Source organism: Bacteroidota bacterium, from assembly GCA_018692315.1.
In the GTDB taxonomy this organism is placed as follows: domain Bacteria; phylum Bacteroidota; class Bacteroidia; order Bacteroidales; family JABHKC01; genus JABHKC01.
This window is the reverse complement of record JABHKC010000228.1, coordinates 1-25,751: the sequence shown is the minus strand read 5'-3', so window position 1 is coordinate 25,751 and position 25,751 is coordinate 1. Positions and strand designations below refer to the sequence as shown.

Sequence of the window (25,751 nt, the reverse complement as noted above, 5' to 3'; positions counted from 1 at the left end):
TAAAATTTGAACAAGATTTTACAATATGAGAAATCAAAAATCATTTATCAAAAAATAAATGACTGACTTTTAAGACTTTCGACAAAAGCTAATATTGACATTTTTCAAGTATTAAGAATATATATTTTTATATATTTGGAGGGTTTATAATCGTTCTTGATTTTCATTGTTTTGAATGGAAAGTTTGTAATGAAATTTTAATTTATTAATATTCATATAAAAATAAATAAAGCAAAATTATGTATAGATTAGAATCAAAAATCAATACCAAATCGGTTGAGTTTACCAAAAACAGAGACAAATTTTTAGAATTGTTAAGCAAGTATAAAGAAATTTTGTCTGACGTTAAAAAAGGTGGACCTGAAAAATTTGTAAAAAAGCACAAAGAGCGTGGAAAACTTTTGGCCAGAGAAAGAATTGATCTACTAATTGATGCAAACACCCCATTCTTAGAATTATCTGCATTAGCTTCATACGGACAATATGACAACGGTTTTCCTTCGGCAGGAATCGTAACCGGCATTGGCGTAATTCATGGAAAAGAAACAGTAATTATTGCTAACGATGCCACCGTAAAAGGTGGAACATATATGCAATATACCATTAGAAAACACTTGCGGGCTCAAGAAATTGCAATGGAAAATAACTTGCCTTGCGTTTATCTTGTAGATTCTGGAGGAGCCTTTCTGCCCGAACAAGATTTAGTTTTTCCTGATAAAAACCATTTCGGCAGATTTTTCTATAATCAAGCTCGCCTTTCGGCAGAAGGAATTCCACAAATTGCTGTAGTTCTCGGTTCATGTACAGCTGGCGGAGCATACGTTCCAGCTATGAGCGACGAAACAATTATTGTAAAACAACAAGGAACAATTTTTCTTGGAGGGCCTCCATTAGTAAAAGCTGCAACCGGCGAGGAAGTTACTGCCGAAGAACTTGGAGGTGCTGAGGTTCATACATCTATTTCGGGTGTAGCCGACCATTTTGCTGAAAACGACACTCACGCCCTACAAATTTGCAGAAACATTTTCGAAAATATTGAAAGTCGAGAAAAGCAGCCATTCGATATTTATCCTTCAGTACCACCACTTTACGATCCCGAAGAACTTTATGGAATTGCACCGGTCGATTTTAAAAAAGCAGTCGATTCGAAGGAAATAATAATGCGGATTGTTGACGGTAGCCTTTTTCATGAATTTAAAGAAAAATATGCACCTACCATAGTTACAGGATTTGCAAGAATTATGGGCTATCCTGTTGGAATAATTGCAAACAATGGTGTTTTGTTTCCCGAATCAGCACTAAAAGGCGCTCATTTTATTGAAATATGTACATCAAGAAAAATTCCACTTGTATTTCTGCAAAATATTACCGGATTTATTGTTGGAAAAGATTTTGAAAGAAGAGGAATTGCAAAAGATGGGGCAAAATTAGTACATGCTGTAGCAAATGCCAATGTACCAAAATTCACTGTTTTGTTCGGAGGTTCTTTCGGTGCAGGAAATTATGGTATGGCTGGTAGAGCTTACGATCCTCGTTTACTTTTCATGTGGCCAAATGCAAAAATATCTGTAATGGGAGGAGCTCAGGCTGCCAATGTACTGATTACTGTAAAACAAGACCAGTACAAACTAAAAGGAAAAGAAATGCCACAAGAAGAAATTGATAATCTGCGAAATAGCATAATTGCCAAATACGATAAAGAAGGCTCGGCATATTACAGCACATCGCGCTTGTGGGACGATGGAATTCTTGACCCGCTTGATACAAGAAAAGTTCTGGCAATGGGAATTGCTTTGTCGCTAAACAAAAAGTATCCCGACCAGAAAAATGGCGTTTTTAGAATGTAAATTTGAATTTTGCAATTAGATGAAAGAAATAGGGATAATTGATATTGAAACCACCGGATTTTTAAATCAAGGAGGTTTAATCGTTGAAATTGGAATTGTAAGTTTAGATTTAGAATCAGGAAAAGCAGAGGAAAAATATAACTCTTTAATATGCGAAAAAGGATTAGATGATAGACATACTCGATATCCATTTGGTTGGATTTTCAAAAATTCAGATTTGAATTATCAGGAGCTGTTAAGTGCTCCCACTTTTGAATCCGAAAAGGAAAAAATCAAAACCATTTTGCAAGAATTTGAATTGGGAGTTACAGCATATAATAAAAAATTCGATTTCGGTTTTTTAAATTCTCGTGGCATCACAGTTAAAGAGCTGCCTTGCCCAATGATTGTTGCAACCCCAATTTTAAACCTACCTGGGAAATATGGTGCAAAATGGCCCTCTGTAGAAGAAGCCTGGAAATTTCTAATTGGAGAGCCTTACGTAGAAGCCCACAGAGCATTAGATGACGCATTGCATGAAGCAAAAATTATTTATGAATTGTATAAATTAGGAGTGTTCAAAATAGACTAAAATTTATACTTTTCTCATGCCAATGAAATTGTTGAAATATTACTAAAACTAATTAAACCATCGAAAATGAATAATTACGAAAATATTGAATTTCAATTAAATGAAAATATCGGAACTATTTGGCTCAACCGTCCCGAAAAAAGAAATGCAATGAATGCAGAAATGATTTCTGAAATTATCGACTGCTATCAGAAAGTAAACAATATGGAAGATGTAAGAGTGGTTGTTCTACGTGGAAAAGGAAAATCATTTTGTGCCGGAGCCGATTTGAACTATATGAAAGGAATAGCAGAATTCGGCTACGAAGAAAACTATCAGGACGGATTGCATTTAGCTAAATGTTTTAATATTATTTATACATGTAAAAAACCAACTATTGCAGTAGTGCAAGGTGCAGCAATTGGAGGTGCAAACGGGCTACTTGCCGCTTGCGATTTTACTTTCTGTAACAATGAAACCAAATTTGCATTTAGCGAAGTAAAACTCGGTATCGCTCCGGCAACAATTTCGCCATACATATATAAAAGAATTGGAGAATATGGATCACGTGAACTTATGCTCACAGGGAAAGTTTTTCTTGGGAAAGAAGCAGAAAAAAATAGATTAGTGAACAAATCTTTGTCAGTTGACGAATTAGAAGAAGAAGTAAACAAAACTATCAAACTTTTGTTTACAAGCGGGCCTGAAGCAATGGCTTCTTGTAAAGAACTTATTTATGATATTTCTAATATATTATCTTTTGACGATTCCATAGATTATAGTGCAAGATTGATTGCAGATTTGAGAGCCTCAAAAGAGGGACAAGAAGGGATGTCATCATTTCTTGAAAAAAGAAAGCCAAATTGGGTAAAATAATTAAATCAAAATAAAATTACAAAATAATATGAAAAAGCAAATAAAATTTAGCCTTGTTTACAGAGATATGTGGCAATCGTCGGGGAAATATGTGCCAAGAATTGATCAATTGAAAAAAATAGCTCCGGTAATAATCGATATGGGATGCTTTGATCGTGTCGAAACAAATGGAGGTGCATTCGAACAAGTAAATCTGTTATATGGAGAAAATCCAAATACCGCAGTGAGAGAGTGGACAAGACCTTTCAACGAGGTTGGAATTAAAACACATATGCTCGAAAGAGCACTGAACGGAATCAGAATGTTTCCTGTACCTGCCGATGTAAGGCAATTAATGTATAAAGTAAAAAATGCTCAAGGAACAAATATTGCTCGCTCGTTCTGCGGACTAAACGATCACAGGAATCTGGAACTTTCAATAAAATATGCCAAAGAAGCCGGAATGATTTCTCAGGCAACACTTTGTATCACATACTCTGAAATTCATACGGTAGAGTATTACATGGAATTAGTCGATAAAGTTGTTGAATATGGAGCCGACGAAATTTGTTTGAAAGATATGGCAGGAATAGGTCGTCCGGTTATGTTAGGTCGGCTTACAAAAGCTATTAAAGACAAATATCCAAACATAATTATTCAATATCATGGGCACACAGGTCCCGGATTTTCAATAGCATCGATGCTTGAAGTTGCAAAAGCCGGAGTAGATTATGTTGATGTGGCAATGGAACCACTTTCGTGGGGAATGGTTCATCCTGATGTTATTACTATTCAAGCAATGCTGAAAGATGCAGGATTTGATGTCCCAGAAATAAATATGAATGCCTACATGGAAGCACGTGCTTTAACTCAAAGTTTTATGGACGATTTTCTTGGATTGTTTATTAATCAACAAAATCGCTACATGTCGTCTTTGATGGTTTCATCTGGTTTGCCTGGCGGAATGATGGGAAGTTTAATGGCTGACCTTAAAGGAGTTCACGATGGAATAAACCTTACATTAAAATCGAAAGGCGAAGCAGAACTCAGTCAGGACGATTTGTTAGTCCGTCTGTTCGACGAGGTTGCATATATTTGGCCAAAATTGGGCTATCCCCCACTTGTTACTCCATTCAGTCAGTATGTAAAAAATATTGCCTTAATGAATGTAATGCTTATGGTTCAAGGAAAAGAGCGATATTCCATGATTGACGAAAATTCGTGGAGTATGATTCTTGGGAAATCAGGAAAATTGCCTGGACCTCTAGCTCCGGAAATCATAGAATTAGCAAAAAAACAAAACAAAGAATTTTATACCGGTGTTCCGCAAGATGCTTACCCTAACCAACTTGACAAGTTTAGAAAAGAAATGCACGACAACAATTGGGACACGGGCGAAGACGATGAAGAATTATTCGAATTTGCAATGCACGAAAACCAATATAGAGACTATAAATCGGGAGCAGCAAAGAAAAATTTCGAGAAAGAAGTTGAAAAAATGAAAAATGCAAAAGCAAATACAACTGCTGTAGGTTCATCAGCTCAATCGAAACCAAAAGCAAACAATCAGGCAAAAGTTGCAGAACATGTACCACTCATTGCTTTTTTCTTATTTACATCTAAAAATCTGGCGAAAGAGCAGTTTTCCGTAAATCCTGAAAGTGTGTGGAATTCTATTGGTTATTGGCGAGATTTGATGAACATTAATATGCTTATCAATAATAAAAATATAAATCTAAAGATTCTTAAAATTAAGGACAACTTATTTGAAGTTCAATATTTGGATAAAACTTATAAAAGTTCCTTAGAAAATTTCGATGGAAATGAAGTTGAATTTATTGTTGATAATGAATCATTTATCGCTACAATTTCAATAGACGAAAGTGGCGAACCAACTGTAATAATCAACGATAACACTTATTATGTAAAACGAAAAGATATTCTAAACACAGAAATAAAAATTACTCAGAAAAAAGATTCATCGGAAAGTGCTGATAATAATATTTCTACTCCTATGCCAGGAAAAGTTTTTAAAATTCTTGCAGAAGAAGGCAATGAAGTTAAAGCCGGCGATGTTGTAATGATTCTTGAATCTATGAAAATGGAAAATAACATAGAGTCGCCTAAAGACGGAAAAGTTAAAAAAGTATTTTTCGAAATTGGCGAAATGGTTGAAGCCGGTGAGGTATTAGTTGAATTAGAATAAAAAATCGAAATTGGATGAATAAAAACGAAAATGCAAAATTGATAATCGATTTTTTTCATCGAACAATGATGCATCATGCAATTTGGTTTGCTGAAGTGCAACATCAGTTTGGTAGAGAAAAAGCCTTTGAAATTTTGAATGAATCTTATACTAAAAGCTTTAATATTCAAATGAAAAGATTGGCGAAAACCTTAGATTTTGAAATGGAAGACGATTTACCAAAACCTCTGATTGATTTGCCAATTGAAAAGCAAGAAAAACTAAAAGAAAATTTAGCAATAAATTGGTTAGCAAACGATGGTGTTTGGTTTCAATCTGTTGAATTTTCGCGTGATATGTTCGATGCAAAACGCTGCAACGATTCTGCCTGGTCGGCATTCTCGCCATTCGAAGCATGGTCGATAAAACGCATTTTGAATCTGGGAGAAAATTCTGGACTTGCCGGACTTAAAAAAGCTTTAGAATATAGACTTTATGCTTTTATAAACAAGCAATCATTTGTAAACGAAACCCCTAACAGTTTCGTTTTTCAAATGAACGATTGTCGTGTTCAGAATGCACGAAAAAGAAAAAATCTCGACGATTATCCGTGCAAATCGGGAGGAATGGTAGAATATAGAACTTTTGCAGAAGCAGTTGATAGCAGAATAGTTACTGAATGTATTGCCTGTCCGCCCGATAAGCACCCCAAAGAGTGGTTTTGTGCCTGGCAATTTTCAATACCAAACGATGATAAATAGACAGTTTAGCCTATCTTTCAAATCAAATAATGTTAAAATAGATTATGTATAAGGTTTTATTTATTGTACTATTGTTTTCACTGATTCATTTGCCTGCCACAAAAGCACAGAATGTTTTACAAAACAAAAATAAACCACTCATTATTATGGTAGCCCAAGTAGGAAACGATGGTTGGGATAAAAACAATAGAGGGAACTTTGTCCCGACAAGCAGGGAAGAATTAATAATGGAGTCGAAAAAGCTAATTCGGTATGGAGCTTCAGTAATTCATATTCATCCTATCTCGAAATACCCTGCCCACAAATCTGTTTATATGGACTATTCAACAAAAAATTTTACTGAAATAGCTAAAGTAATTCGTGAATCGAATCCGGATATTTGCTTTGACTGGTGCATAGAATTTGCTGAAGATTCTTTAGAATTATTCAAAAAATCATTGTTTAATCCATATTTTGGCTCAATGTTAGAAATTGTAGGAGATGTTCAATTTGAAGAAACTAAAATAAACTCACGATCAATAGAAGTAGAAATCGAACGATTTAACATAGCCTATAAACGTGGAGTACGCTTGTTTCCATTGATAAATTCTCACGACAATGTTTACAATTTACAATTGATCTTATCAAAAGCCTTTGTTGCCGATCCGCTTGTTGCTATTTTTCATTTTACAGGAGGTGAAGGAATTGAAGCAAATTATGACAATTTCGTAAAATACAGACAACTTATGCCTGAAGCTGTTAAGGAAGTTATTATAGTTTGCGATGGTGTTGATTGGAGAAATACTGCCGAGATTGCGATAAGAAATGGCTTCCATGTTAGAGTAGGTTTGCACGATAGCGATGAGAAAATTTCAAATGTAGAATTTGTAAATTTTTGTGTAGATAGAGCAATAGAAAACGGACGACCAATTGCGAGTCCATTTCAAGCAAAACACTTGTTAGGATATTTAAAATGAAAGAATATTAAATTAAAAATTAGAATCACTTTTTAAATTAAATGATAGAATATGAAAAAAGTAGTAAAAAATGCACAGCAGGCAATTTCAGGCATAGTTGATAATATGACAATTATGCTCGGCGGCTTTGGTTTGTGTGGTATTCCCGAAAACTCAATAAATGCCCTTGTAGGAAATGGTGTTTCAGGTTTAACCTGTATATCAAATAATGCAGGTATAGATGATTGTGGTTTAGGGAAATTATTGAGAAAGCATCAAATAAAAAAGATGATTGCTTCATATGTAGGAGAAAACAAAGAATTTGAGCGGCAGCTATTAAGCGGCGAATTAGAAGTAGATCTCATACCGCAAGGTTCTCTGGCCGAAAGAGTGCGAGCAGGAGGAGTAGGAATTCCGGCATTTTATGTTCCGGCAGGCTATGGAACCGAAGTAGCCGAAGGAAAAGAAGTTAAAGAATTTAATGGTAAAATGCACCTATTAGAATCAGCACTCACAGCCGATTTTGCAATCGTCAAGGCTTGGAAAGGAGATACACATGGAAATTTGATTTATAGGGCAACAGCCAACAATTTCAATAATATGATGGCTATGGCAGGGAAAATTACAATTGCCGAAGTAGAAGAATTAGTACCCTTCGGCGAATTGGATCCAAATTATATTCATACCCCCGGTGTATTTGTTCAACGAATTTTTAAAGGCATTGATTATGAAAAAAGAATCGAATTTGCCACTACAAGAGACTAAGGGTTTATAAATGAATAAAGTATTCAAAATGTACGAAGATATTTTGTTTATTTTCAAGGCGTTAAAGTTGCAAATAGCCACAGATTATTTAATACTTTTACAACGAAGAAAATGAACAAAAGAACAAGTACAGATGGATAGTTTATTCATTTACAAATCCTAAGTAAATTACGAATTAGTTTTGAAAAAATAATCAATACAAAATATTTAAATAAAAAATATATAAATATGGCTTTAGATAAAAATGGAATTGCAAAAAGAATTGCAATGGAATTAGAAGACGGATATTACGTAAATCTTGGAATAGGAATACCAACTTTAGTTGCAAATTTTATTCCTGAGGGGATGGAAGTAATATTGCAATCGGAAAACGGATTGCTTGGAATTGGTCCGTTTCCAAGCAAAGACGAAATAGATGCAGACCTGATAAATGCAGGTAAACAAACAGTTACGACAATGCCCGGAGCGTCGTTTTTCGACTCATCGCTAAGTTTCGGAATGATTCGCGGCGGACATATAGATCTTACAGTTCTCGGAGCTTTCGAAGTTGCCGAAAATGGCGACATTGCAAGTTGGAAGATTCCTGGAAAACTAATTAAAGGAATGGGAGGTGCAATGGATTTAGTGGCTTCTGCAAAAAATATTATTGTAGCTACAACACATACCGATAGAAAAGGAAATTCGAAACTACTGAAAAAATGCACTTTACCTTTAACAGGAGTAAATTGTGTAAAAAAAATAGTTACAGACATAGCAGTCTTAGATGTAACACCAGAAGGTTTCAAATTAATTGAAAGAGCTCCCGGAGTTTCTGTTGAAGAAATTATTGAAAAAACTGATGGGAAATTAATAGTCGAAGGAGAAATTCCTGAAATGAAAATATAAATTAAACTACAACATTATAAACTAAAAAATAGAAAGTTATGAACTATCCAAAAAAAGTTACCTTAGGCGATATAACTGTCAGAGACGGTTTTCAACACGAAGAAAGTTATATTTCAACTGAGGCAAAATTATGGGTTTTAGAACAATCCATATTAGCCGGATTCAAACATCTTGAAGTAACAAATTTTGGTAATCCTAAAGGAATGCCACAATTTAAAGACGCTGATGATCTGTTTAAGAAAATTAGAAAAAGTAAAAAAGTGAAACATCTAATTGATGATGTAAAACTTACAGCTATAACGATTCGAGAAAGAGCTATCGAAAGAGCTATTCAAGCAAAACTTGATGGCTACGGACCAGATAGAATCTTAGTTATGGTTTCAACCAGTGAGTCGCATCACAAAACAAATTCTGGTCTTTCGCTTGAAGATTATTGGAAAATGTGTGAAAAATATATTCCAAAATGCCACGATGCCGGCATTACAGTAAACGGAACTGTAAGCACAATTTGGGGATGCCCGATTGAAGGACCAACTAAATTGGAAAAAGCCATTGAATTTACTAAACGTTGGTTTGATATTGGAGCAAATGATGTAGAACATGCCGACCATGATGGTTCAGCCTCGCCCGACAGAGTTTATAAATATTTCGATATGTTATTAAATGAAGTAAGCAATCCACATAAACAGATTGCTCATTTTCATGTAACACGTGGCTGGGGAAATGCTAATGTTCTTGCGGCTCTTCAAGCAGGAGTAACAAACTTCGAAAGTTGTTTTGGTGGACTTGGTGGTCAGCCTGCAAATTTTGTCGATAATACACCTGTGTCAGGAACAGGGAAATATTATTATAAAGATCCTGCTGCTGTTGGATTAGTTAATACTGAAGATATGGTTGTAATGATGGACGAGATGGGAATCGATACAGGACTTGACATTGACAAAGTATTAGAAATTGGAACAATGGTTGAAAGAATTGTTGGACGCAAACTTAGGTCAGAAACAATTAATAATGGTAGAATTCCAAAAAATTTGACTGGAAGGTAGTTGTCATTATTTCAAATAAAACAGTAAAATAATAATTATAACAAATTGTTACATATTTCGATTTGCAAGTCGTTCAAAATCTGCAACTTGCACTTTTGATGGTAATACTTTGAACTTTGCCAAAGTTTAAAACTTTGGCAAAGTTATATTTACACGACTCTATTTTGAAAGCAATTTTAGTGTTCCGGTTTTGGAAATATTGGTTATTTTTGTCAGAAAAAGGTAGATATATAAATGAGTTGTGCCCAATTTAAGAAAAAGAGAAGAACTATGCATCTTGATAAAATAACAATAAAGAATTTCAGAAATTTCGAAGATTTTACAATTAATTTCACAAAGGAATTTCAAACGATTATTGGTGAAAACAATATCGGAAAAAGTAATTTATTTTGGGCAATTAGGTTAGTTTTTGATAAAAATTTGTCCTATAATTCAAGAAGATTACAAGAAAAAGATATTCACGGATTTAAAAAAATAGATTTTAATACTAATATTCTGATTAGTATTGAACTAAAAGGTGAAAATTTATCAAGCTTTCCTAATCTTCATACAATAAAAAGTTCAGATAAAACAGTCAGGGTAACATATGTTTACGCACATAGAACAAAATTTGCGTCAACCACAAAAACATACGAAAAAGCAGAAGTAAAGGATTTTCAATGGAAACTCTTTGGAAGCGGAAATTCTACGGACTTCAACACTATTATTAAACAAAATAATGAAATTTCAATAAAAGAACTCGAAGGGATAAATCTATTTTTTATTTCCGATTTTAGAAATATAAATACGGAACTTTTTGGGAATTCTAAATCAATGTTGAGTTTATATTGTCAATCAAGGGAAGATACTGAAAGTGAATTAGACAAAGTAAAATCAATTTTAACTAAATCCTCAAAGAAAATAAATGATTTAGAGTTTATACCCAAAATTGCAGAAACAATAAAATCAAAAAATAAAGAAATTGCAGGTAAGCATTTCTCATTCCCAATTTCAATTGGTGTTTTAACGGATTATGATACAGAAATATGGGACCAATTGAAATTGTTTTATAATCCACGAGAAGGACAAACCTTACCAATGTATTTGTTAGGTTTAGGGCAGAAAAACTTATTATATTTGAGTTTATTTCTTTCAAGACTTGTTAATGAGCAAGACGATAATGAAATAAATATTTTGCTCATTGAAGAACCCGAAGCTCATTTACATCCTCAATTACAAAAATTACTTTTTTCAAATCTAAGTAATACATCAAATACACAAGTTTTTATGAGTTCTCATTCTACTCACATAGCAAGTGATTGTAATTTTAAGAACTTAAATATTATTTTTAACACTCCTGAAAAAAAGGTGAAATCATTTTCCCCATTTGTTGAAAAAAGCGAAGATAAAAAAGTCAATAGAGACCAATTGTTATTAAAACGATATTTAGATGCAACTCGTTCAGAGCTTTTCTTTGCATCGTCAGTAATTTTAGTTGAAGGTGTTGCAGAGCAATTTATAATTCCTGCAATAGCAAAACAAAAATTCGGAATTGATTTAACTGAATATAATATATCTGTAATACCAATCCATAGTCGTTACTTTGATCCTTTTCTTGAACTATTTCAAAAAGACAAACTTGAAATAATAGTTTGTGCTATAATTGACGGAGATAAAAAAGAAATAAAAGAAACGGAAGAATATACAACAGCGGTTGAAAATGCCAAAAGCTATGAAATAGATAATAGAATAGAAGTTTTTAGTGGCAATGAGACGTTAGAAATTGATTTATTTCCAGATTATGAGAAAAATACTGCAACCCTGAAAACTTGTTTTGAGAATTTAAATCATACACAATCTTATGAAAATTTAGTTGAAACAGTTACAACAAAACCAGACAATTGGGCAGAAGAACTTATTTCACGAATTGATGGAACAATAAAAAAAGGTCGCTTTGCACAAGAATTATCATTACAAATTGATAAAGATTTTGAGATACCAAGTTATTTGCAAGATGCAATTGAATTTATTTTCAAGCATAACAATATAACAGTATAATAATGATTTTAAATAAATTACAAGAAAAAGCAGTATTTGAAATTAAGGGCAATACTCTTGTTACAGCATCACCAGGTTCCGGTAAAACAAGAACCCTTGTTGCAAGAGCAATGTATAAACTTGAAGATTTGCCAAAATTTAAAACTATTGCATTGATAACATACACCAATGCAGCAGCCGATGAAATATCATCACGATTAATAAATCAAAACAATGTCTTCATAGGTACAATTCATCGCTTTTGTTTAGAGTTTATTTTGCGCCCTTATGGTTGGATTTATAAGTGGTATAAACCTCGTATTATTAGCTATGAAGAAAAGGAAGTCTTTTTTGAGAACAACCTAGATATAGAGTTAGAGAAAAACTTTGGACAAAATAAATTTGATGAAATTGACAAAATCAAGAAAGATATAGAAGGAAATCTTGACATGTCAGTAGATTGGAATCATGAAATTAGTATAATTGAAGTAGCGAGAAGATATTCAGAATATCAAGAAAGTATTAAAGTAATTGATTTCAACGAAATACTATTTCGCTCACACAAAATCATTTCAGAAAATGAGTTTATTTTAAAATCATTAGCAAGTACCTTCTATGAAATTTTGGTAGATGAATTTCAAGATACAAACCTTTTTCAATATGAAATTCTAAAAAAGACACATAACAATGGAACATGTACCTTTTTTATGGTTGGCGATAAGCGACAACAGATATTTTCCTTCGCAGGAGCTATTGAAAATTCTTTTGGAAAAGCAAAGGTCGATTTTAGTGCAGAACCTGTTGAGTTAGACAAAGCGTATCGTTCTTCTGCAAAGATTGTAAGTACTTACACAAAACTATTTGACGAGCATCCTGTAATAGATAACAGTTCTTCTGAAAATAACGAACTTGATTTGCCTGTCAAATTTATACAAACAAAAAAGGCAAATTATGAAGAAATTGTAAAAGAAGTAATGGAGCATTTAGTTGATAAATGTAAAGTAGAACTTAAAGAAATATCAATATTATCAACAAGTTGGTATTCCGCATTTAATGTAAGTACAATTTTAAGAAATGAATATAATATTGTTGGTTTAGGAGCTTTACCACATAAATACATTTCAAACAACTCTACATTCAGTCTTTTGAAATCATTGGCAGGCTATTATCATGACCAAAATAGCCGAGCATTAAGAAAAGTAAAGCGAAATATTGAACTTCACTACCTTGAAAATGATTTATCATTTTCCGACAAAGCAAGCTACTATAAAACAAATGAATTGATAAGTTACACGCTTGAAAACGATATTGAAAAACCAATAACGCAAGGGCTTGAAGATTTTAGTCGCCTTTTCGATAAGCTATTTGGAATACGGCATTCTACGTTTACAGAAATAATTGAATTGATAAAAGATGGAGAGAAAAGCATCTGGAACATTGGTCAGTATATGCAAACATTATCAGGGTTAAACGGAATTACAAACAATACAATACACAAGGTAAAGGGCTTGGAATATGATATTGTTATATTGAATGAAATGAATGAACATAAAATACCACATCAGAAATATCTGGGTAAAGATGGAAATGATTATGTATATGAGGATTTGACAGAAGAAGGAATTGAAGAAGGAAGAAAGTTGTTTTATGTTGCGGTAAGTAGAGCTAAAAAGTACCTGATAATATTACACAATTATTATCCAAGTATGTTTATAGATATAATTAATTAAAATAAGACAAACTACAACCAACGAAATGATTATTGATGAACAAAAAAATAATGAATTGAAGCCAACTATTGAACCAGATGAAGTTCTATTATTTGGTAGAAAAATAGACTATTATTACTAATAGATTTAATTTTGTTCAATAGTACATCTGATATGAAACAACAATTAATTTTAAACAATAAAAAATATTTAATGTCAATAGAATTGTCTTCAAATCAAGATTATAAAATTTGGTTTAAAGCCATTAAGGAGAAAGTTTACAAGCTGCAAATTAAGGCAGCTTTGTCTGTCAATTCGGAAATGTTAGAGTTCTATTGGAACTTAGGAAAAGATATTATCGAAAAACAATCCACTAAGAATTGGGGGGATGCTGTTGTTGAACAATTAGGAAAAGACTTACAATCTGAGTTTCCTGAAATGAAAGGATTTTCACGTAGAAACCTGTTCTATATGAAAAAGTGGTATTTGTTTTATAATGAACGATTTGAAAAAGTGCAACAATCTGTTGCACAAAAGAAACTCCCAGAAAAAGTTAACTCAATTGAATTTGTGCAACAAGTTGTTGCACAAATTCCGTGGGGTCATAATATATTGATTATAACAAAAATAAAAGACATTTCAGAAGCACTGTTTTATATAAATGAAACCATAATAAACGGTTGGTCGAGGTCAGTTTTAGAAATACAAATTGAAACGAATTTGTATTCAAGACAAGGAAAAGCGATCTCAAATTTCAATAATACATTACCAAAACCACAGTCGAATTTAGCAAATCAAACATTAAAAGACCCATATATTTTCGATATTTTAACGGTTAAAAAAGAAGCAGACGAAAGAGACATTGAAAACCAATTGACAAAGCACATAACCAAATTCCTCTTAGAACTGGGGGCAGGATTTGCTTTTGTCGGCAGACAGTACAAAGTACAATTGTCCGAAAAAGACAGGTATATTGACTTGCTTTTCTATCACTTAAAGTTAAGATGTTATGTAGTAATTGAACTAAAAGCAAGAGAATTTGAGGCAGAACATACAGGAAAATTAGCGTTATATATTTCTGCAATAGATAAAACATTAAGAACAGAAAATGACAACCCAACAATTGGGCTGATATTATGCAAAAAACACGACAAAATAGAAGCAGAATATTTACTGGACGTACTAAAACAGCCAATAGGAATAGCCAAATACGAATTTAGCAAGGCAATCCCAAATCAGCTGAAATCCGAACTACCAAGCATCGAGGATATTGAAAAAGAATTTAGTAATGATGAATTAAATAATGAATAGTTGCTTTAACAACGGCCTTGAAGTCAGTATCTTGGATGGCATGTTCCGTTCTGGTGACAAAGCCGCCTACACTACACAAGCCACCCAGGTTGCTGCCTCAATAGCCGTATTCGCTACCAACACCAAAAAATGAAATTATGACTAAAAAAGAAATCAAAAAAAAAGAAAAGCAATTATTAGAACAGACAAGTATTTTTTGTTCTCAAAAACTTGATGATGATTATTATCAACTTTGTGAAAAATTAATTTTGAAATTAGGACGAAAAAGAGATGTTCCATTCCAAAGAGGAAAAATTGAAATTTGGGCTGCTGCAGTTATTTATGCAATTGGTTCGATAAATTTTTTATTTGACAAATCATTTGAACCTTATATGACAGCAAACCAAATAAGTGAGTATTTTGGTGCTAAAAATTCAACAGTATCAAATAAAGCTCGACAAATTAAGGAAATGTTTAATATGGGATATTTTAGTCCTGAATTTTCAACACAGCGAATGGAAAAAAGTAATCCTTTGAAAGATATGGTAATGGTAGATGGACTTATAGTTCCATTATCATCAATACCGGATGATTTACAAGATTAGGTAGAAGTTAACAAAAAATTTAGAAACATAAATGAAATTCATTCCCAAAATAAAATTCATTCCTTTTTATGTCCTTTCAATTGTACCAATGTTTGTTTTGCACATTTTATCCGACATAATATTTGTGATTTTATACTATTTAATAAAATACAGAAGAAAAGTTGTTTTTGAAAATCTTAAAAACTCATTTAAAGATAAAAGTTTTCAAGAACGAAAAAAAATAGAAAAAGAATTTTATCAACATTTTTGCGATATAATATTTGAAACTATTAAAACCATAACTATCAGTAAAAATGAGATTACAAGTAGATTAAGTATTAAAAATCCTGAAATGATTCAGAAATATTTCGATCAAAAAAGGGATATAGTTTTATATTCTGCTCATTTTGGCAATTGGGAGTGGTTGTCTTTTTTGCCTCATTTCGTGCCTTATCATGTAAATTCATTATATCAGCCTCTATCGAATAATTATTTTGAAGAAATAACACAAGTCAGCCGTAGTAGAAATGGACTAAATTGTATTCCTTCAAAAGTTGGATACAAAACAATTATAAGTTATAAACGAAAAAATATTCTAACCATAAATATTATTGCCGGCGATCAAAGACCCAGAAAAAGCAGTTCTAAACATTGGGTTAAATTTTTGAATCAAGATACTGCATTTCTGATTGGCGCTGATAGGATTGCTAAAAAAAGTAATCAGGTAGTTATTTTTCCATCTTTCAAAAAAACCAAACGAGGACATTACGAAATTGAATTTCAAATAATTGAAGAAGAACACGAAAAGGAAAATACTAATAGAATTATTGATAAATATGCCGAACTCTTAGAAAATGCTATAATAAAATCGCCTGATTTATGGTTATGGAGCCATAAAAGATGGAAATTGTCTAAAGAGTAGAATCATACTTTGTATTTGATAGATGCTCATTAATTCAACAAAATCTGAATGTTCTATATTTTCTCAATAAAACTATAAAATTTGAATCTCCACTTAAAATTAAAAACTTCGTATTATGCTAAATAAAAATATTTTAATAAGTTTTCTGTTCATTTTTGTTTTGATACTTTTAATGCCAAATTGTTCTAATCCTATTGAATTTTCCAAACATCTATCGGGATTAGAATATCGTCTTGTTGTACATAATGAAAATGCGAATAAACCACAATTAGGCGATATTCTCCTTTTAAAAATGATTTATAAAAGCGAAAAAGATTCTATATTGTTCGATTCTAGAGATTATAAAGGAGCATTCAGAATGCAACTAAATGAAGCAAGTCATTTTGGTGGAAGCATTGAGGATGCTTTTTCGCTAATGAATATTGGAGATAGCCTTGTTTGTAAAATCAATGCCTACGATTTTTATACAAAAACCAGAAAAAGAAAAATTCCAAAAGGAATAAAACCTGAGAACTTTATAAATTTCTATATTAAACTATCAGGAATTCAATCTATGGACAGTTTTTCTCGCGAACGGCAAGCAAAACATCAATCGGATGAAAAAGATGAAATGAAGCTTTTAGAAAATTATTTAAAAAGAGCTAATATCAAGATTGAAGCCAGCATGAGCGGTCTGTATTATATAAAGTTAGAAGAAGGAAAAGGCAGAAAAGCACAAGCCGGCAAAACAGTTTCGGTGCATTATACTGGAAAATTTATAGATGGGAAAATATTTGATAGTTCTTATAAAAGAAACAAACCTTTGAAATTTAAACTGGGTAGAGGCGAAGTAATTAAAGGTATGGATGAGGGAATTTCGAAAATGAAAGAAGGCGGAAAAGCCCGACTGATTGTTCCATCGCATATTGCCTACGGAAAAAGACAAACAGGCTCTATCCCACCCTTTTCAACACTCATTTTCGAACTTGAGTTTTTGAAAATGGAGGATTAAATGACCAACTTTATTATTCTAACAAGTTAATAGATTTATAAAATTCAAAAATTTTATATGAAATATATCCTTATAATAATATCATTTTTAAGTGTATTATCAATAAAATCTCAATCAGATTTTGGGCAAGATTTCATAACAACCAAATCGGGCTTAAAGTATAAAATTACACAAAGCGGTAGTGGCGAAAAACCCAAAATTGGCGATAGAGTCTCAATCTATTCAGATATAAGATTATTAGACGATGATTCTATTTTTGAAAGTAATAGAAGATATGGCGCAATAAATTTTGAAATCGGTAAAAACCAAACTATTAAAGGAATTGATGAAGCTGTTTTATATATGAATCAATGGGGCAAAGCAACAGTAATTGTACCACCTGAACTAGCTTATGGGAATGTTCCGCAAGCAAATATTCCACCAAATTCAACTCTTATCTATTATTTAGAATTAATAAAAATTGTTCCTATCGAAAGAATAATTAGGCTATTAAATGTTTGTGGTTTAGACACTTTGAAAACTTCTACCGGCTTAAAATATTTTATTGTAGAAAAAGGAGATGGAATTTATGCAAAAAAAGGACATAAAATTAAAATTCACTATACTGGATATTTGTTGAATGGCACAACATTTTTTTCATCGGTAGAAAAAGGCGAACCAATGGAAATTATCCTTGGGGAAACAGATATTATTAAAGGTTTAGAAGAAGGAATAATGTTGATGACTGCTGGAAGTAAATTTCGTTTTTTGATTTCGCCACAGCTCGCATACGGAAAAAAACAACAGGGAATTATTCCTCCAAATTCAGAGCTAATAATAGATGCTGAGTTGATAGAAGTTAGTTTTTAGTTTTATTCAAATTAAACTTACTCACTTTTTCAAATATTTTATTTATTAGCTATAAAGCAAAGCTCACTTCATTTGATTTTTAAGAATTTCAAGGCCCTCCAGAAATGAATGAGGTTTATAATCCAAATCTGTATTAGCCTTTTTCATATCAAAACTTGAGATTAGCGGTCGCATTGCAGGCTCGTTTAGTTTCTTGGCAGAAATGGGAATTATCAATGATTTATCGAGCCCAAAAAAATCAGCAACTTTCTCTGAAAGTTCAATTATGCTCATAAAATCGTTACCTGCAATATGGTACATCCCTGTAGCCGAACGTATTGCAATTTCATTAATAGCCAGAGCTAAATCGTCCACTAATGTTGGTGTCCTGAACTGATTATCAATAGGTCGAAATATTTTTTTAGTTTCAAGCATTTCTTTCACAAGAAGCACAATATTGGAACGATGTAAATCGGGAAGAAATCCAAAAACCAATATAGTTCTAACTATTGACCATTTTTTAGATTTCTTTATAACAATTTTTTCAGCTTCGAGTTTCGACAATCCGTAATAACTTTTTGGATTTGTTTTGTCAGTTTCAATACGGTTTTTATTTTCACCATCGAATACAAAATCAGACGAAAGATGAATGAAATGAGCATCAATTTCATTGCAAAAACCGACTAAATCTTCTACAGCTTCAACATTAATTTTCCAACAATCAGATTTATTTTTTTCGCAAGCATCTGGTTGAGCTATTGCTGCACAATTTATTACAATATTTGGTTTATGTTGAAATAAAACGCTTTTGAGCTTCCGATAATTGGTGATATCGAGCTGAACAAATTGGTAATTGTTTTCATATCTAATTTTATTGCTACTTTGAGAACTCGCAATTAATTGAAAATCTTGATTTTTCGAAATATATTCAACCAATTTTTGTCCAATCATACCATTACTTCCGGTAATGAGAACCTTTTTCATGAAAATTTCTGAATTTTTGAAAGATGATTTATTAAACTATATTTCAAATAATTATCATTAAAACTGGAAATTCTTATTTACATTATTTCCCTTTGAAGAGAGCTTCTTTAAGTTCAATTATTTGCGACAAAGTTCCAAGAACAAATAATTTATCTGATTTTGACAAAATAAATGCAGCGGGCGGATTTACAATATAATCATTATTTGAAGTTTTTATACCAATAATATAGGCTCCTGAAATACTTTTAAAATTAAGTTCTCTAATACTTTTATCAACAAAGCAATTGGCAAGGTTATGACATGTAATTTCTGCAATTGTAACATCCTTATCTGATTGAAGCATAAGGTAATCGATAAATTCTACTACATCGGGTTGCACCACCAATTTTGCCATTCTCTTCCCTCCTATTTTGTCAGGCATGATAACATTATCTGCACCGGCAAGTTTGAGTTTTTTATCGGAATGGTCTTGCGAAGCTCTGCTGATTATTGTGATTCTATTTCCAGTTTTATTGTTTTCAGGATGACTCTCCATTTCTCGTGCACTCAATACAACAAACAAATTGTCGGCATCTGCCGGCATGGTTGTTACGAGGGCTTTTGCTTCAAATATTTTTGCTTCCTCAAGCACCACATCGTTGGTAGCATCTCCTTGAATATATGCAAAATTTTTGAAATCACGAATTTTCTCGACGACCTCAGGATTTTTTTCAATAATTACAAATTGTTCATTATGATCATCAAGCTCAATAGCAGCTTGCTTTCCATTTCTTCCAAATCCACAAATTATAGTATGGTTTTTCATTTTTCTAATTCTTTTAGTAGTTCTATAATTTTTAAAGTAATATAATAATCCGCCGTCAAATATAGATTGCGTAAGTGATGTGGCAACATATGCAAACAATCCAAAACTAAAAACAATAATTATAGATGTGAAAACCATCCCTGCATTAGAGAGTTGATGAACTTCGCTGTACCCAACAGTGGACATTGTGATAATTGTCATGAACAATGCTTCAAATATTGTGTAATCCTCTATAAAATAAAAACCCAATATTCCTATTAATATCGTTAATAATAATAAACCTATTGATAAGTATATTGTACGATTTGTTCTGTTTTTCATTTAATTGTAATACTTTGAAAATTATGCATTTTGATGTATAACTTCATTATTTCTAAATCATTCAATAAATATTTTACATATATAACATTGTAACAGGCATTTACATTGCTCATATTAAATTATTACTTTAATAAAAAATTCATCAAAGTTAATAATTTCCATGAAACATCATATATCATTTCATAGTGAAAGCCTGTTGGTTTACTTCACATGGCATTAAATTGAGTTTATTTATAATAAAAACTGAGTCATTCATTTTCATTAAGTCATTTATTTATTAAAATAACATAATGACAGTGAAGCAAATGATGTGTAAAATAATGATAAATAGAAAAGCGCAATTTATACCTAATAGCAGTATAACAATACTATTTTTCAAATCGTAGTCTGACAATTTCGAGGCTCTCGGGTGAGCCAACTATTGTAACAATATCTCCAAGACGAAGCCTGGTATAACCATGAGAAATTATCATTTGACCTTTACGCTTAACAGAAAGAATTAAGACATCTGAAGGAAGACGTAAATTTCGTAATGAAACACCATGAAGATCCTTATCGAGCACTTCCTGAGATAAAGTATCCTTATTATCCTCCATACCAAGAAGCAAAGAAGTTGCCATTGGCGAACGAACAAAATGATCCAACAAATTTATCATAGCAGTAGAAGGATCAATAACTATGGCTCCAAGTTCATGGAAACGATTAAAATAATCACGATTATGTAATCTTACAATAATTTCTTTTGTTCCAATGTTTTCATAAACTGATTCACAAATTGTATAATTTTCTTCATCGGAAAGCATTAAAACTATTGCTTCAGATTTCTTTATTTTAAATTTATCAAAAGTCTCAATTGAAAGATCATCAATAAAACAAATTTCAATATCTGGAACATCATAAATTTCAATTCTTTTTTTCAAACAAGCTATTTTCACAATCCAATTATGTTTTTTCAGCTCTCTGGCTAAAGCTAAAGACTGGTCGTCAAATCCAAATATTATCGCTTTATGAATAATATCAAGCTCTAATGATTTTGCATGTAAACGACTTTCTCCAACTTTTTTGATAGCCCATTTGAATAATGGTGGTCCTACTATTTGGTTCAATACAATTACAGCAATTACTATTGTTGCAAATTGGTTTCCCCATGTTGAAAATTCTGTAGCCACTTCTGTTACAATTGCAAATGCTATGCCTGCCTGAGTAACATATGGAGCCCAACCAATTCGTTTAAATAATTTGGGATTACCAGCCAAAGTTGTACCAATGTATGTTCCTATAATCAATGCAAAAATGCGTATTGCAAATAATAATAATGCAATTGTCCAAACCTTAATTAGGATATCCAATGATATCATTGCACCGGCCAAAGTAAAAAAAACAGCATAAATCATCGGACCAATATCATGTAATAATTTATGAAATTCAGTTCGGTGTTTACTATAATTTATTATTAGAAAACTACCTGTCAGACAAGCAAGTAATGGTTCGATATGAATTTCAAAAGGCAAATAAACATCGCTTAAATAATGTACGTAACTTGAAAATACGTAAATTCCGTAACCTGCTAATAATATTAATATTGATTTTAAATAAGCTAGAATACGCAAGGAAAGTATTATAATAAGAATCTTTCCTAGAATAAATCCTATACTTAAAGACAGAATTAATTCAAATATAATAATAAAAATGAAACTAAAGCGAAAAGAAATTCCTGTTATCAATGTATTAGAAATAGAAAAAATTAGTGCAAATAACACAATAACTAATATATCTATTACTACTGTTACACTAATTGCGGTTTTTGTAAAAGGACCTTTTGCTCGCATTTCGTTAATAACTGCAATGGCAGATGAAGGTGAGCGAGCAATAAAAATTGTAGCTATTATAAGCGAAACTGCAATTTTGCTTGTCGTTGTCATATCTTGCATAAATGAGATATTCTGAGATAGAAAAAATATAGATATAAAACCAATAATAAAAGTAATCACGAATTGGCCGAAAGTATTCCATGCTATACTTTTAAGACTGCCTCTCAGCTCTTTTAAATATAATTCGGCACCAGCAGCAAATGCAATAAAAGCCAGTGAAAAATCATTAACAAAATTCAAATTGTCAATTGCTTCTTGCGGAATTAAATTTAAAAGAAAGGGCCCAACTATAACACCTGACAATAAAAATCCTGTAATTAAGGGTAATTTTATTTTTAGAAATAATTGAGAAATTTTGTTACTGGCTATTACTACCCAAATAAATCCTATAAAAAAAAACAATATTGTTAAGTAATTTTGCATAATTATAAAAACACTTTTTTTGTAATAATGGATTCTAATTATCAAGTTTTTAGCCTGAATAATTCATGAATTAATTAGCTTAGAACGCTTACAAAGCTAATAATATTCATCCTTAGAAACAATCAGTTTGTTTCCAATTTGACATTCAATACATCGTTTTTTGCTGCAATATTCGTTTTGCAGTTGCAGAAGTGCCTGACTATCAAAAGCATTCTGGATGCTAAATCCTAAACTTTTCCACATCGAAATAATTGAATTTTTCTCGGGATTCATATTTTCAAGAAAATCAATAGCTCTATTTTGAAAGCTCTCTTCATTTTTCGATTTTCCGTAAACAAATAAAAATGGAATTACAGTATTTATGATTAATACTGAGATTGCCATATTTCCAAATTTTTTGTTTTTTTTATTTGCATCTTTTTCAAAAACATAATGAGTTTTCCAAAACTCTGAAGTTTCCACTTCAAATAATGTTTTAAGTTCATCAATTGTTGTAGATTCAATAACCTTTGAAAAGAGCGAACTCGACTTATATATTAGCATGGCAAATTGAGCAATACGAATGGTTGGAAAATTCTGTGGTCGTAATCGCAGAAATTTCCATAGATGCTTTTTCATTGGTTTGAGTCCGAATTTTTTTGCCAGAAATCCATATTCTTTTTTCAAGCCTGTATAATATTTATTGTCGGGAATTTCTTCTTCCAAAAATCCGGCTTGACCGAATAACATTGCTTCAAGCTGGCTAAGGTTATTTTTGTGTTTGCCAAGATATTTCATTGGTAGCGATTTTGCCAACATTTCAAATGGTAAAGTGTTTATCTTCAATCCGAAATTCTTCGCAACTTTTTGATAAAAGGTCTCTTCCCAATTATTTTCATTCCGGTCTAACGAATCTCTGATGATACCGGATTTTTGTTCCAACCTCTCGAAAACAAGCGTATTTAGCCAATAATCAAGAACAAAATTCTCAATCATATTTATTTTGTTCTGGCACGGAATCTTCAACTCGCTAAGTATTAGTTTATCGTAATTCAACCAAATTTTCTCATCAAAATCTAAAATTGCCGTTTCAATAAGTTCACCATTGGTTCTGCAAATCTTTTCATCGTGAAAACGCACAAGGTGTAGAATAACATTATCGTAGGCTTTGTTTTTATGATGGTTGTGTTTTTTCCAATCCGAAGATTTAAGATGAATTTCGACACTTCCTGCCCACAAAGTACCTTCTATTTTTATTTTGGAATTCATGAAATCTGGTCCTGCATCGAAATTTTGAGTTCCTACATCAATAATTTCGATATTTCTGTCTTCGGTAGATTTTATATTTTTTGATTTAACCAAACAATTTTTCCAAATAAATTGCAAAAAGTTTTCTCCCATTTTGTCAAAAGTAAGAATTAAATTTATTATGCAAATTTCTAATAATTAAAGATACATTTTCATGTTTTTTTGGCAATTTATAAAATTTTATGTTTCAATTTATTGAAATAGATTTATGTATTATTGCAATTAAATTATATTAAATTTTGAAATTTTAAGTTTTTAATAAAAACTAAAAAATTATGATTGAATTTATAAATAAATGGCCTTTTCCCTTATTAGTTTTATGTTCCCTTTTTGTATGCAAAATATCTGAATCTCAAGAAATTGAAAACAGATATTTTGCCTACGAAGAAGATAGCCTACAAGTATTGTTCGAGAATATATATGTCAGTAAAAATGATTCTGATAAGATTAAATACAACGAACAAGTACTCGAAATTTTTGAAGAAATATTGTACGATGAACAATCTTTTACCGAAAAGTTCGATTCTTTAAAGTGGATGGGGAAACTCCGCTCTCCCGATGGAGTTTTTAGGATTTATAACTGGAATTTGGTTTTTACTGATGGGACTCACAAGTATTTCGGATTTTTACAATATTATCATAAGAAAAAAAAGATTTATCTAATTTATCCTTTGTTCGACAAGTCTGATGAAATTTTAGATCCAGAAAAAAAATATCTAAAAAATACGAATTGGTATGGTGCTTTATACTACGAAATTATTGCGAACAAACACAAAAGAAACAAATATTACACCCTTCTCGCTTGGGACGGAAACAATAATTTCACTAACAAAAAAATAATTGAAACTCTTAGATTTTCTCCAAGCGGCAAACCACATTTTGGGATTAGCATGTTCAAAATAAATAAAAAACGAAAAAAAAGACTTTTCTTTGAATATTCTGACAAAGTATATATGCAATTAAATTACGATAAGTCGAAAGAAATGATAGTTTTTGATCATTTATCTCCATCTCAGGAAAAGTTTAAGGGCAATTATCAATATTATGGACCGGATTTTTCGATAGATGGTTTATTTTTCAAAAAAGGGAAATGGATTTTAAAAGAAGATTTAGATATTAGAAGGAAAAAGAACAATAAACCAAAGTGGAAATACGATCCTTCAGAAAATTTTTATTAGAAATGAGGCTAAATTAAGTATCATCGAAAAAATATTATGCTTAAAAAATTTAAAAAAACCACCGTTCATATAGTTGATGATAATGAAATGTATCTCAAGTATTTAGAAGATAAATTCATATCCTCAACTACGCATGAGATTCATATTTATACTTCAGGAGAGATCTTTTTGAGAGAATACATTTCTTCTTCTAAAAAAAACAAAGGAATAGCAATTATTGTTCTCGACTACTATTTGAATTCGATAAACGAAAATGCAAAAAATGGCATTGAAATCCTCAAAATAATCAAAGAAGTTAATAGAAATGCCGAAGTAATTCTACACTCATCAAATGTAGATGATGAAATTGAAGAAAAGGCAATGAGAAATGGGGCATCCAATTTTATTGTAAAAAATGAAAATTCGTTCTTTCGCTTGCAAAACGGTGTTCAATTGATTATCAGCAATAAGGAACTCTTGAAAAAGAAAAAGCAAAGCCTTTTAACAAGAATAGTTTTTGGAGTTATTTTATTACTGATTTCTATATTTGCTTTAATAATGCGATTTTTTCCTTTATGGTAAGAAAATTTATTCTTATAAATCTAAAATGGTCTAAATTTTTTAATTTTCTTAATAAAATAATCAATAACTATACTTCCATCATACATTTCTTTATGATAGAAAATATTAAATTCTAAAACAAGTTTCTTTCGCTTCTTTAAGAAAGTTTTTCG

22 protein-coding genes are annotated in these 25,751 nt (G+C 31.5%); 18 read left to right on the top strand and 4 right to left on the bottom strand.

Features of this window, described 5'->3' with window-relative positions; genetic code table 11:
• Nucleotides 1-239 precede the first annotated feature (239 nt).
• The 16 genes from HN894_16670 to HN894_16595 all read left to right on the top strand — a co-directional run bounded on the left by HN894_16670 (nucleotide 240) and on the right by HN894_16595 (nucleotide 18,190).
• A complete protein-coding gene (locus tag HN894_16670) occupies nucleotides 240-1,847 on the top strand; it encodes a methylcrotonoyl-CoA carboxylase (protein MBT7144958.1) in 1,608 nt (535 codons plus the stop codon).
• 19 nt (nucleotides 1,848-1,866) lie between these two features.
• A complete protein-coding gene (locus HN894_16665; protein ID MBT7144957.1) occupies nucleotides 1,867-2,418 on the top strand; it encodes a hypothetical protein in 552 nt (183 codons plus the stop codon).
• Between the two features lie 66 nt (nucleotides 2,419-2,484).
• A complete protein-coding gene (locus HN894_16660) occupies nucleotides 2,485-3,273 on the top strand; it encodes an enoyl-CoA hydratase/isomerase family protein (GenBank protein ID MBT7144956.1) in 789 nt (262 codons plus the stop codon).
• A 28-nt stretch (nucleotides 3,274-3,301) separates the two neighbouring features.
• Nucleotides 3,302-5,458 carry an oxaloacetate decarboxylase gene (locus HN894_16655; GenBank protein ID MBT7144955.1) on the top strand — a complete coding sequence of 719 codons (2,157 nt, stop codon included), beginning with the start codon at nucleotides 3,302-3,304 and terminating at the stop codon, nucleotides 5,456-5,458.
• A 14-nt stretch (nucleotides 5,459-5,472) separates the two neighbouring features.
• On the top strand, nucleotides 5,473-6,198 hold the full coding sequence (locus HN894_16650; protein ID MBT7144954.1) for a cytosolic protein: 726 nt from the start codon (nucleotides 5,473-5,475) through the stop codon (nucleotides 6,196-6,198).
• 44 nt (nucleotides 6,199-6,242) lie between these two features.
• Nucleotides 6,243-7,154, top strand: a complete 912-nt coding sequence (locus tag HN894_16645) for a hypothetical protein (protein MBT7144953.1) — start codon at nucleotides 6,243-6,245, stop codon at nucleotides 7,152-7,154.
• Nucleotides 7,155-7,205: 51 nt separating this feature from the next.
• Nucleotides 7,206-7,898, top strand: coding sequence for a CoA transferase subunit A (locus HN894_16640; protein MBT7144952.1), 693 nt, complete (start codon nucleotides 7,206-7,208; stop codon nucleotides 7,896-7,898).
• A 228-nt stretch (nucleotides 7,899-8,126) separates the two neighbouring features.
• On the top strand, nucleotides 8,127-8,783 hold the full coding sequence (locus HN894_16635) for a CoA transferase subunit B (protein MBT7144951.1): 657 nt from the start codon (nucleotides 8,127-8,129) through the stop codon (nucleotides 8,781-8,783).
• Between the two features lie 38 nt (nucleotides 8,784-8,821).
• The gene (locus HN894_16630) at nucleotides 8,822-9,829 is read left to right on the top strand and encodes a pyruvate carboxyltransferase (GenBank protein ID MBT7144950.1); all 1,008 of its coding nucleotides are present in this window, start codon (nucleotides 8,822-8,824) and stop codon (nucleotides 9,827-9,829) included.
• Between the two features lie 270 nt (nucleotides 9,830-10,099).
• Entirely contained in the window at nucleotides 10,100-11,866 is a 1,767-nt protein-coding gene (locus HN894_16625) for an AAA family ATPase (protein ID MBT7144949.1), read from the top strand.
• Between the two features lie 2 nt (nucleotides 11,867-11,868).
• Nucleotides 11,869-13,575 carry an ATP-dependent helicase gene (locus tag HN894_16620; protein MBT7144948.1) on the top strand — a complete coding sequence of 569 codons (1,707 nt, stop codon included), beginning with the start codon at nucleotides 11,869-11,871 and terminating at the stop codon, nucleotides 13,573-13,575.
• Between the two features lie 192 nt (nucleotides 13,576-13,767).
• Nucleotides 13,768-14,865 (top strand): DUF1016 domain-containing protein, encoded by a 1,098-nt coding sequence (locus tag HN894_16615; GenBank protein MBT7144947.1) that lies wholly within the window; start codon nucleotides 13,768-13,770, stop codon nucleotides 14,863-14,865.
• Nucleotides 14,866-15,002: 137 nt separating this feature from the next.
• Entirely contained in the window at nucleotides 15,003-15,449 is a 447-nt protein-coding gene (locus tag HN894_16610; protein ID MBT7144946.1) for a hypothetical protein, read from the top strand.
• Between the two features lie 31 nt (nucleotides 15,450-15,480).
• Complete coding sequence (locus HN894_16605) at nucleotides 15,481-16,350, top strand: hypothetical protein (protein MBT7144945.1); 870 nt, start codon at nucleotides 15,481-15,483, stop codon at nucleotides 16,348-16,350.
• A gap of 115 nt (nucleotides 16,351-16,465) precedes the next feature.
• Nucleotides 16,466-17,341, top strand: a complete 876-nt coding sequence (locus HN894_16600; protein MBT7144944.1) for an FKBP-type peptidyl-prolyl cis-trans isomerase — start codon at nucleotides 16,466-16,468, stop codon at nucleotides 17,339-17,341.
• A 57-nt stretch (nucleotides 17,342-17,398) separates the two neighbouring features.
• Complete coding sequence (locus tag HN894_16595; GenBank protein ID MBT7144943.1) at nucleotides 17,399-18,190, top strand: hypothetical protein; 792 nt, start codon at nucleotides 17,399-17,401, stop codon at nucleotides 18,188-18,190.
• A 63-nt stretch (nucleotides 18,191-18,253) separates the two neighbouring features.
• Here the strand turns inward: HN894_16595 and HN894_16590 are convergent, their stop codons facing one another.
• The 4 genes from HN894_16590 to HN894_16575 form a co-directional block, all read right to left on the bottom strand.
• Nucleotides 18,254-19,153, bottom strand: coding sequence for an SDR family oxidoreductase (locus HN894_16590; GenBank protein ID MBT7144942.1), 900 nt, complete (start codon nucleotides 19,151-19,153; stop codon nucleotides 18,254-18,256).
• 82 nt (nucleotides 19,154-19,235) lie between these two features.
• Nucleotides 19,236-20,279, bottom strand: coding sequence for a potassium channel protein (locus HN894_16585; GenBank protein MBT7144941.1), 1,044 nt, complete (start codon nucleotides 20,277-20,279; stop codon nucleotides 19,236-19,238).
• A 368-nt stretch (nucleotides 20,280-20,647) separates the two neighbouring features.
• Entirely contained in the window at nucleotides 20,648-22,573 is a 1,926-nt protein-coding gene (locus HN894_16580; protein MBT7144940.1) for a potassium transporter TrkA, read from the bottom strand.
• Nucleotides 22,574-22,669: 96 nt separating this feature from the next.
• A complete protein-coding gene (locus HN894_16575) occupies nucleotides 22,670-23,914 on the bottom strand; it encodes a DUF2851 family protein (protein ID MBT7144939.1) in 1,245 nt (414 codons plus the stop codon).
• 221 nt (nucleotides 23,915-24,135) lie between these two features.
• On the opposite strand from HN894_16575, the gene HN894_16570 reads away from it, so the two are divergent.
• Entirely contained in the window at nucleotides 24,136-25,038 is a 903-nt protein-coding gene (locus HN894_16570; protein MBT7144938.1) for a hypothetical protein, read from the top strand.
• 36 nt (nucleotides 25,039-25,074) lie between these two features.
• Entirely contained in the window at nucleotides 25,075-25,599 is a 525-nt protein-coding gene (locus tag HN894_16565; protein MBT7144937.1) for a response regulator, read from the top strand.
• The last annotated feature ends 152 nt before the right edge of the window (nucleotides 25,600-25,751 follow it).

What these genes read in the sequence shown, in the direction of transcription:
- HN894_16570 (MBT7144938.1), top strand. Translation starts at nt 24,136, where the DNA reads ATGATTGAATTTATAAATAAATGGCCTTTTCCCTTATTAGTTTTATGT.
- HN894_16630 (MBT7144950.1), top strand. Translation starts at nt 8,822, where the DNA reads ATGAACTATCCAAAAAAAGTTACCTTAGGCGATATAACTGTCAGAGAC.
- HN894_16610 (MBT7144946.1), top strand. Translation starts at nt 15,003, where the DNA reads ATGACTAAAAAAGAAATCAAAAAAAAAGAAAAGCAATTATTAGAACAG.
- HN894_16650 (MBT7144954.1), top strand. Translation starts at nt 5,473, where the DNA reads ATGAATAAAAACGAAAATGCAAAATTGATAATCGATTTTTTTCATCGA.
- HN894_16600 (MBT7144944.1), top strand. Translation starts at nt 16,466, where the DNA reads ATGCTAAATAAAAATATTTTAATAAGTTTTCTGTTCATTTTTGTTTTG.
- HN894_16565 (MBT7144937.1), top strand. Translation starts at nt 25,075, where the DNA reads ATGCTTAAAAAATTTAAAAAAACCACCGTTCATATAGTTGATGATAAT.
- HN894_16660 (MBT7144956.1), top strand. Translation starts at nt 2,485, where the DNA reads ATGAATAATTACGAAAATATTGAATTTCAATTAAATGAAAATATCGGA.
- HN894_16625 (MBT7144949.1), top strand. Translation starts at nt 10,100, where the DNA reads ATGCATCTTGATAAAATAACAATAAAGAATTTCAGAAATTTCGAAGAT.
- HN894_16580 (MBT7144940.1), bottom strand. Translation starts at nt 22,573, where the DNA reads ATGCAAAATTACTTAACAATATTGTTTTTTTTTATAGGATTTATTTGG.
- HN894_16605 (MBT7144945.1), top strand. Translation starts at nt 15,481, where the DNA reads ATGAAATTCATTCCCAAAATAAAATTCATTCCTTTTTATGTCCTTTCA.
- HN894_16670 (MBT7144958.1), top strand. Translation starts at nt 240, where the DNA reads ATGTATAGATTAGAATCAAAAATCAATACCAAATCGGTTGAGTTTACC.
- HN894_16635 (MBT7144951.1), top strand. Translation starts at nt 8,127, where the DNA reads ATGGCTTTAGATAAAAATGGAATTGCAAAAAGAATTGCAATGGAATTA.
- HN894_16655 (MBT7144955.1), top strand. Translation starts at nt 3,302, where the DNA reads ATGAAAAAGCAAATAAAATTTAGCCTTGTTTACAGAGATATGTGGCAA.
- HN894_16585 (MBT7144941.1), bottom strand. Translation starts at nt 20,279, where the DNA reads ATGAAAAACAGAACAAATCGTACAATATACTTATCAATAGGTTTATTA.
- HN894_16620 (MBT7144948.1), top strand. Translation starts at nt 11,869, where the DNA reads ATGATTTTAAATAAATTACAAGAAAAAGCAGTATTTGAAATTAAGGGC.
- HN894_16645 (MBT7144953.1), top strand. Translation starts at nt 6,243, where the DNA reads ATGTATAAGGTTTTATTTATTGTACTATTGTTTTCACTGATTCATTTG.
- HN894_16640 (MBT7144952.1), top strand. Translation starts at nt 7,206, where the DNA reads ATGAAAAAAGTAGTAAAAAATGCACAGCAGGCAATTTCAGGCATAGTT.
- HN894_16595 (MBT7144943.1), top strand. Translation starts at nt 17,399, where the DNA reads ATGAAATATATCCTTATAATAATATCATTTTTAAGTGTATTATCAATA.
- HN894_16590 (MBT7144942.1), bottom strand. Translation starts at nt 19,153, where the DNA reads ATGAAAAAGGTTCTCATTACCGGAAGTAATGGTATGATTGGACAAAAA.
- HN894_16615 (MBT7144947.1), top strand. Translation starts at nt 13,768, where the DNA reads ATGTCAATAGAATTGTCTTCAAATCAAGATTATAAAATTTGGTTTAAA.
- HN894_16665 (MBT7144957.1), top strand. Translation starts at nt 1,867, where the DNA reads ATGAAAGAAATAGGGATAATTGATATTGAAACCACCGGATTTTTAAAT.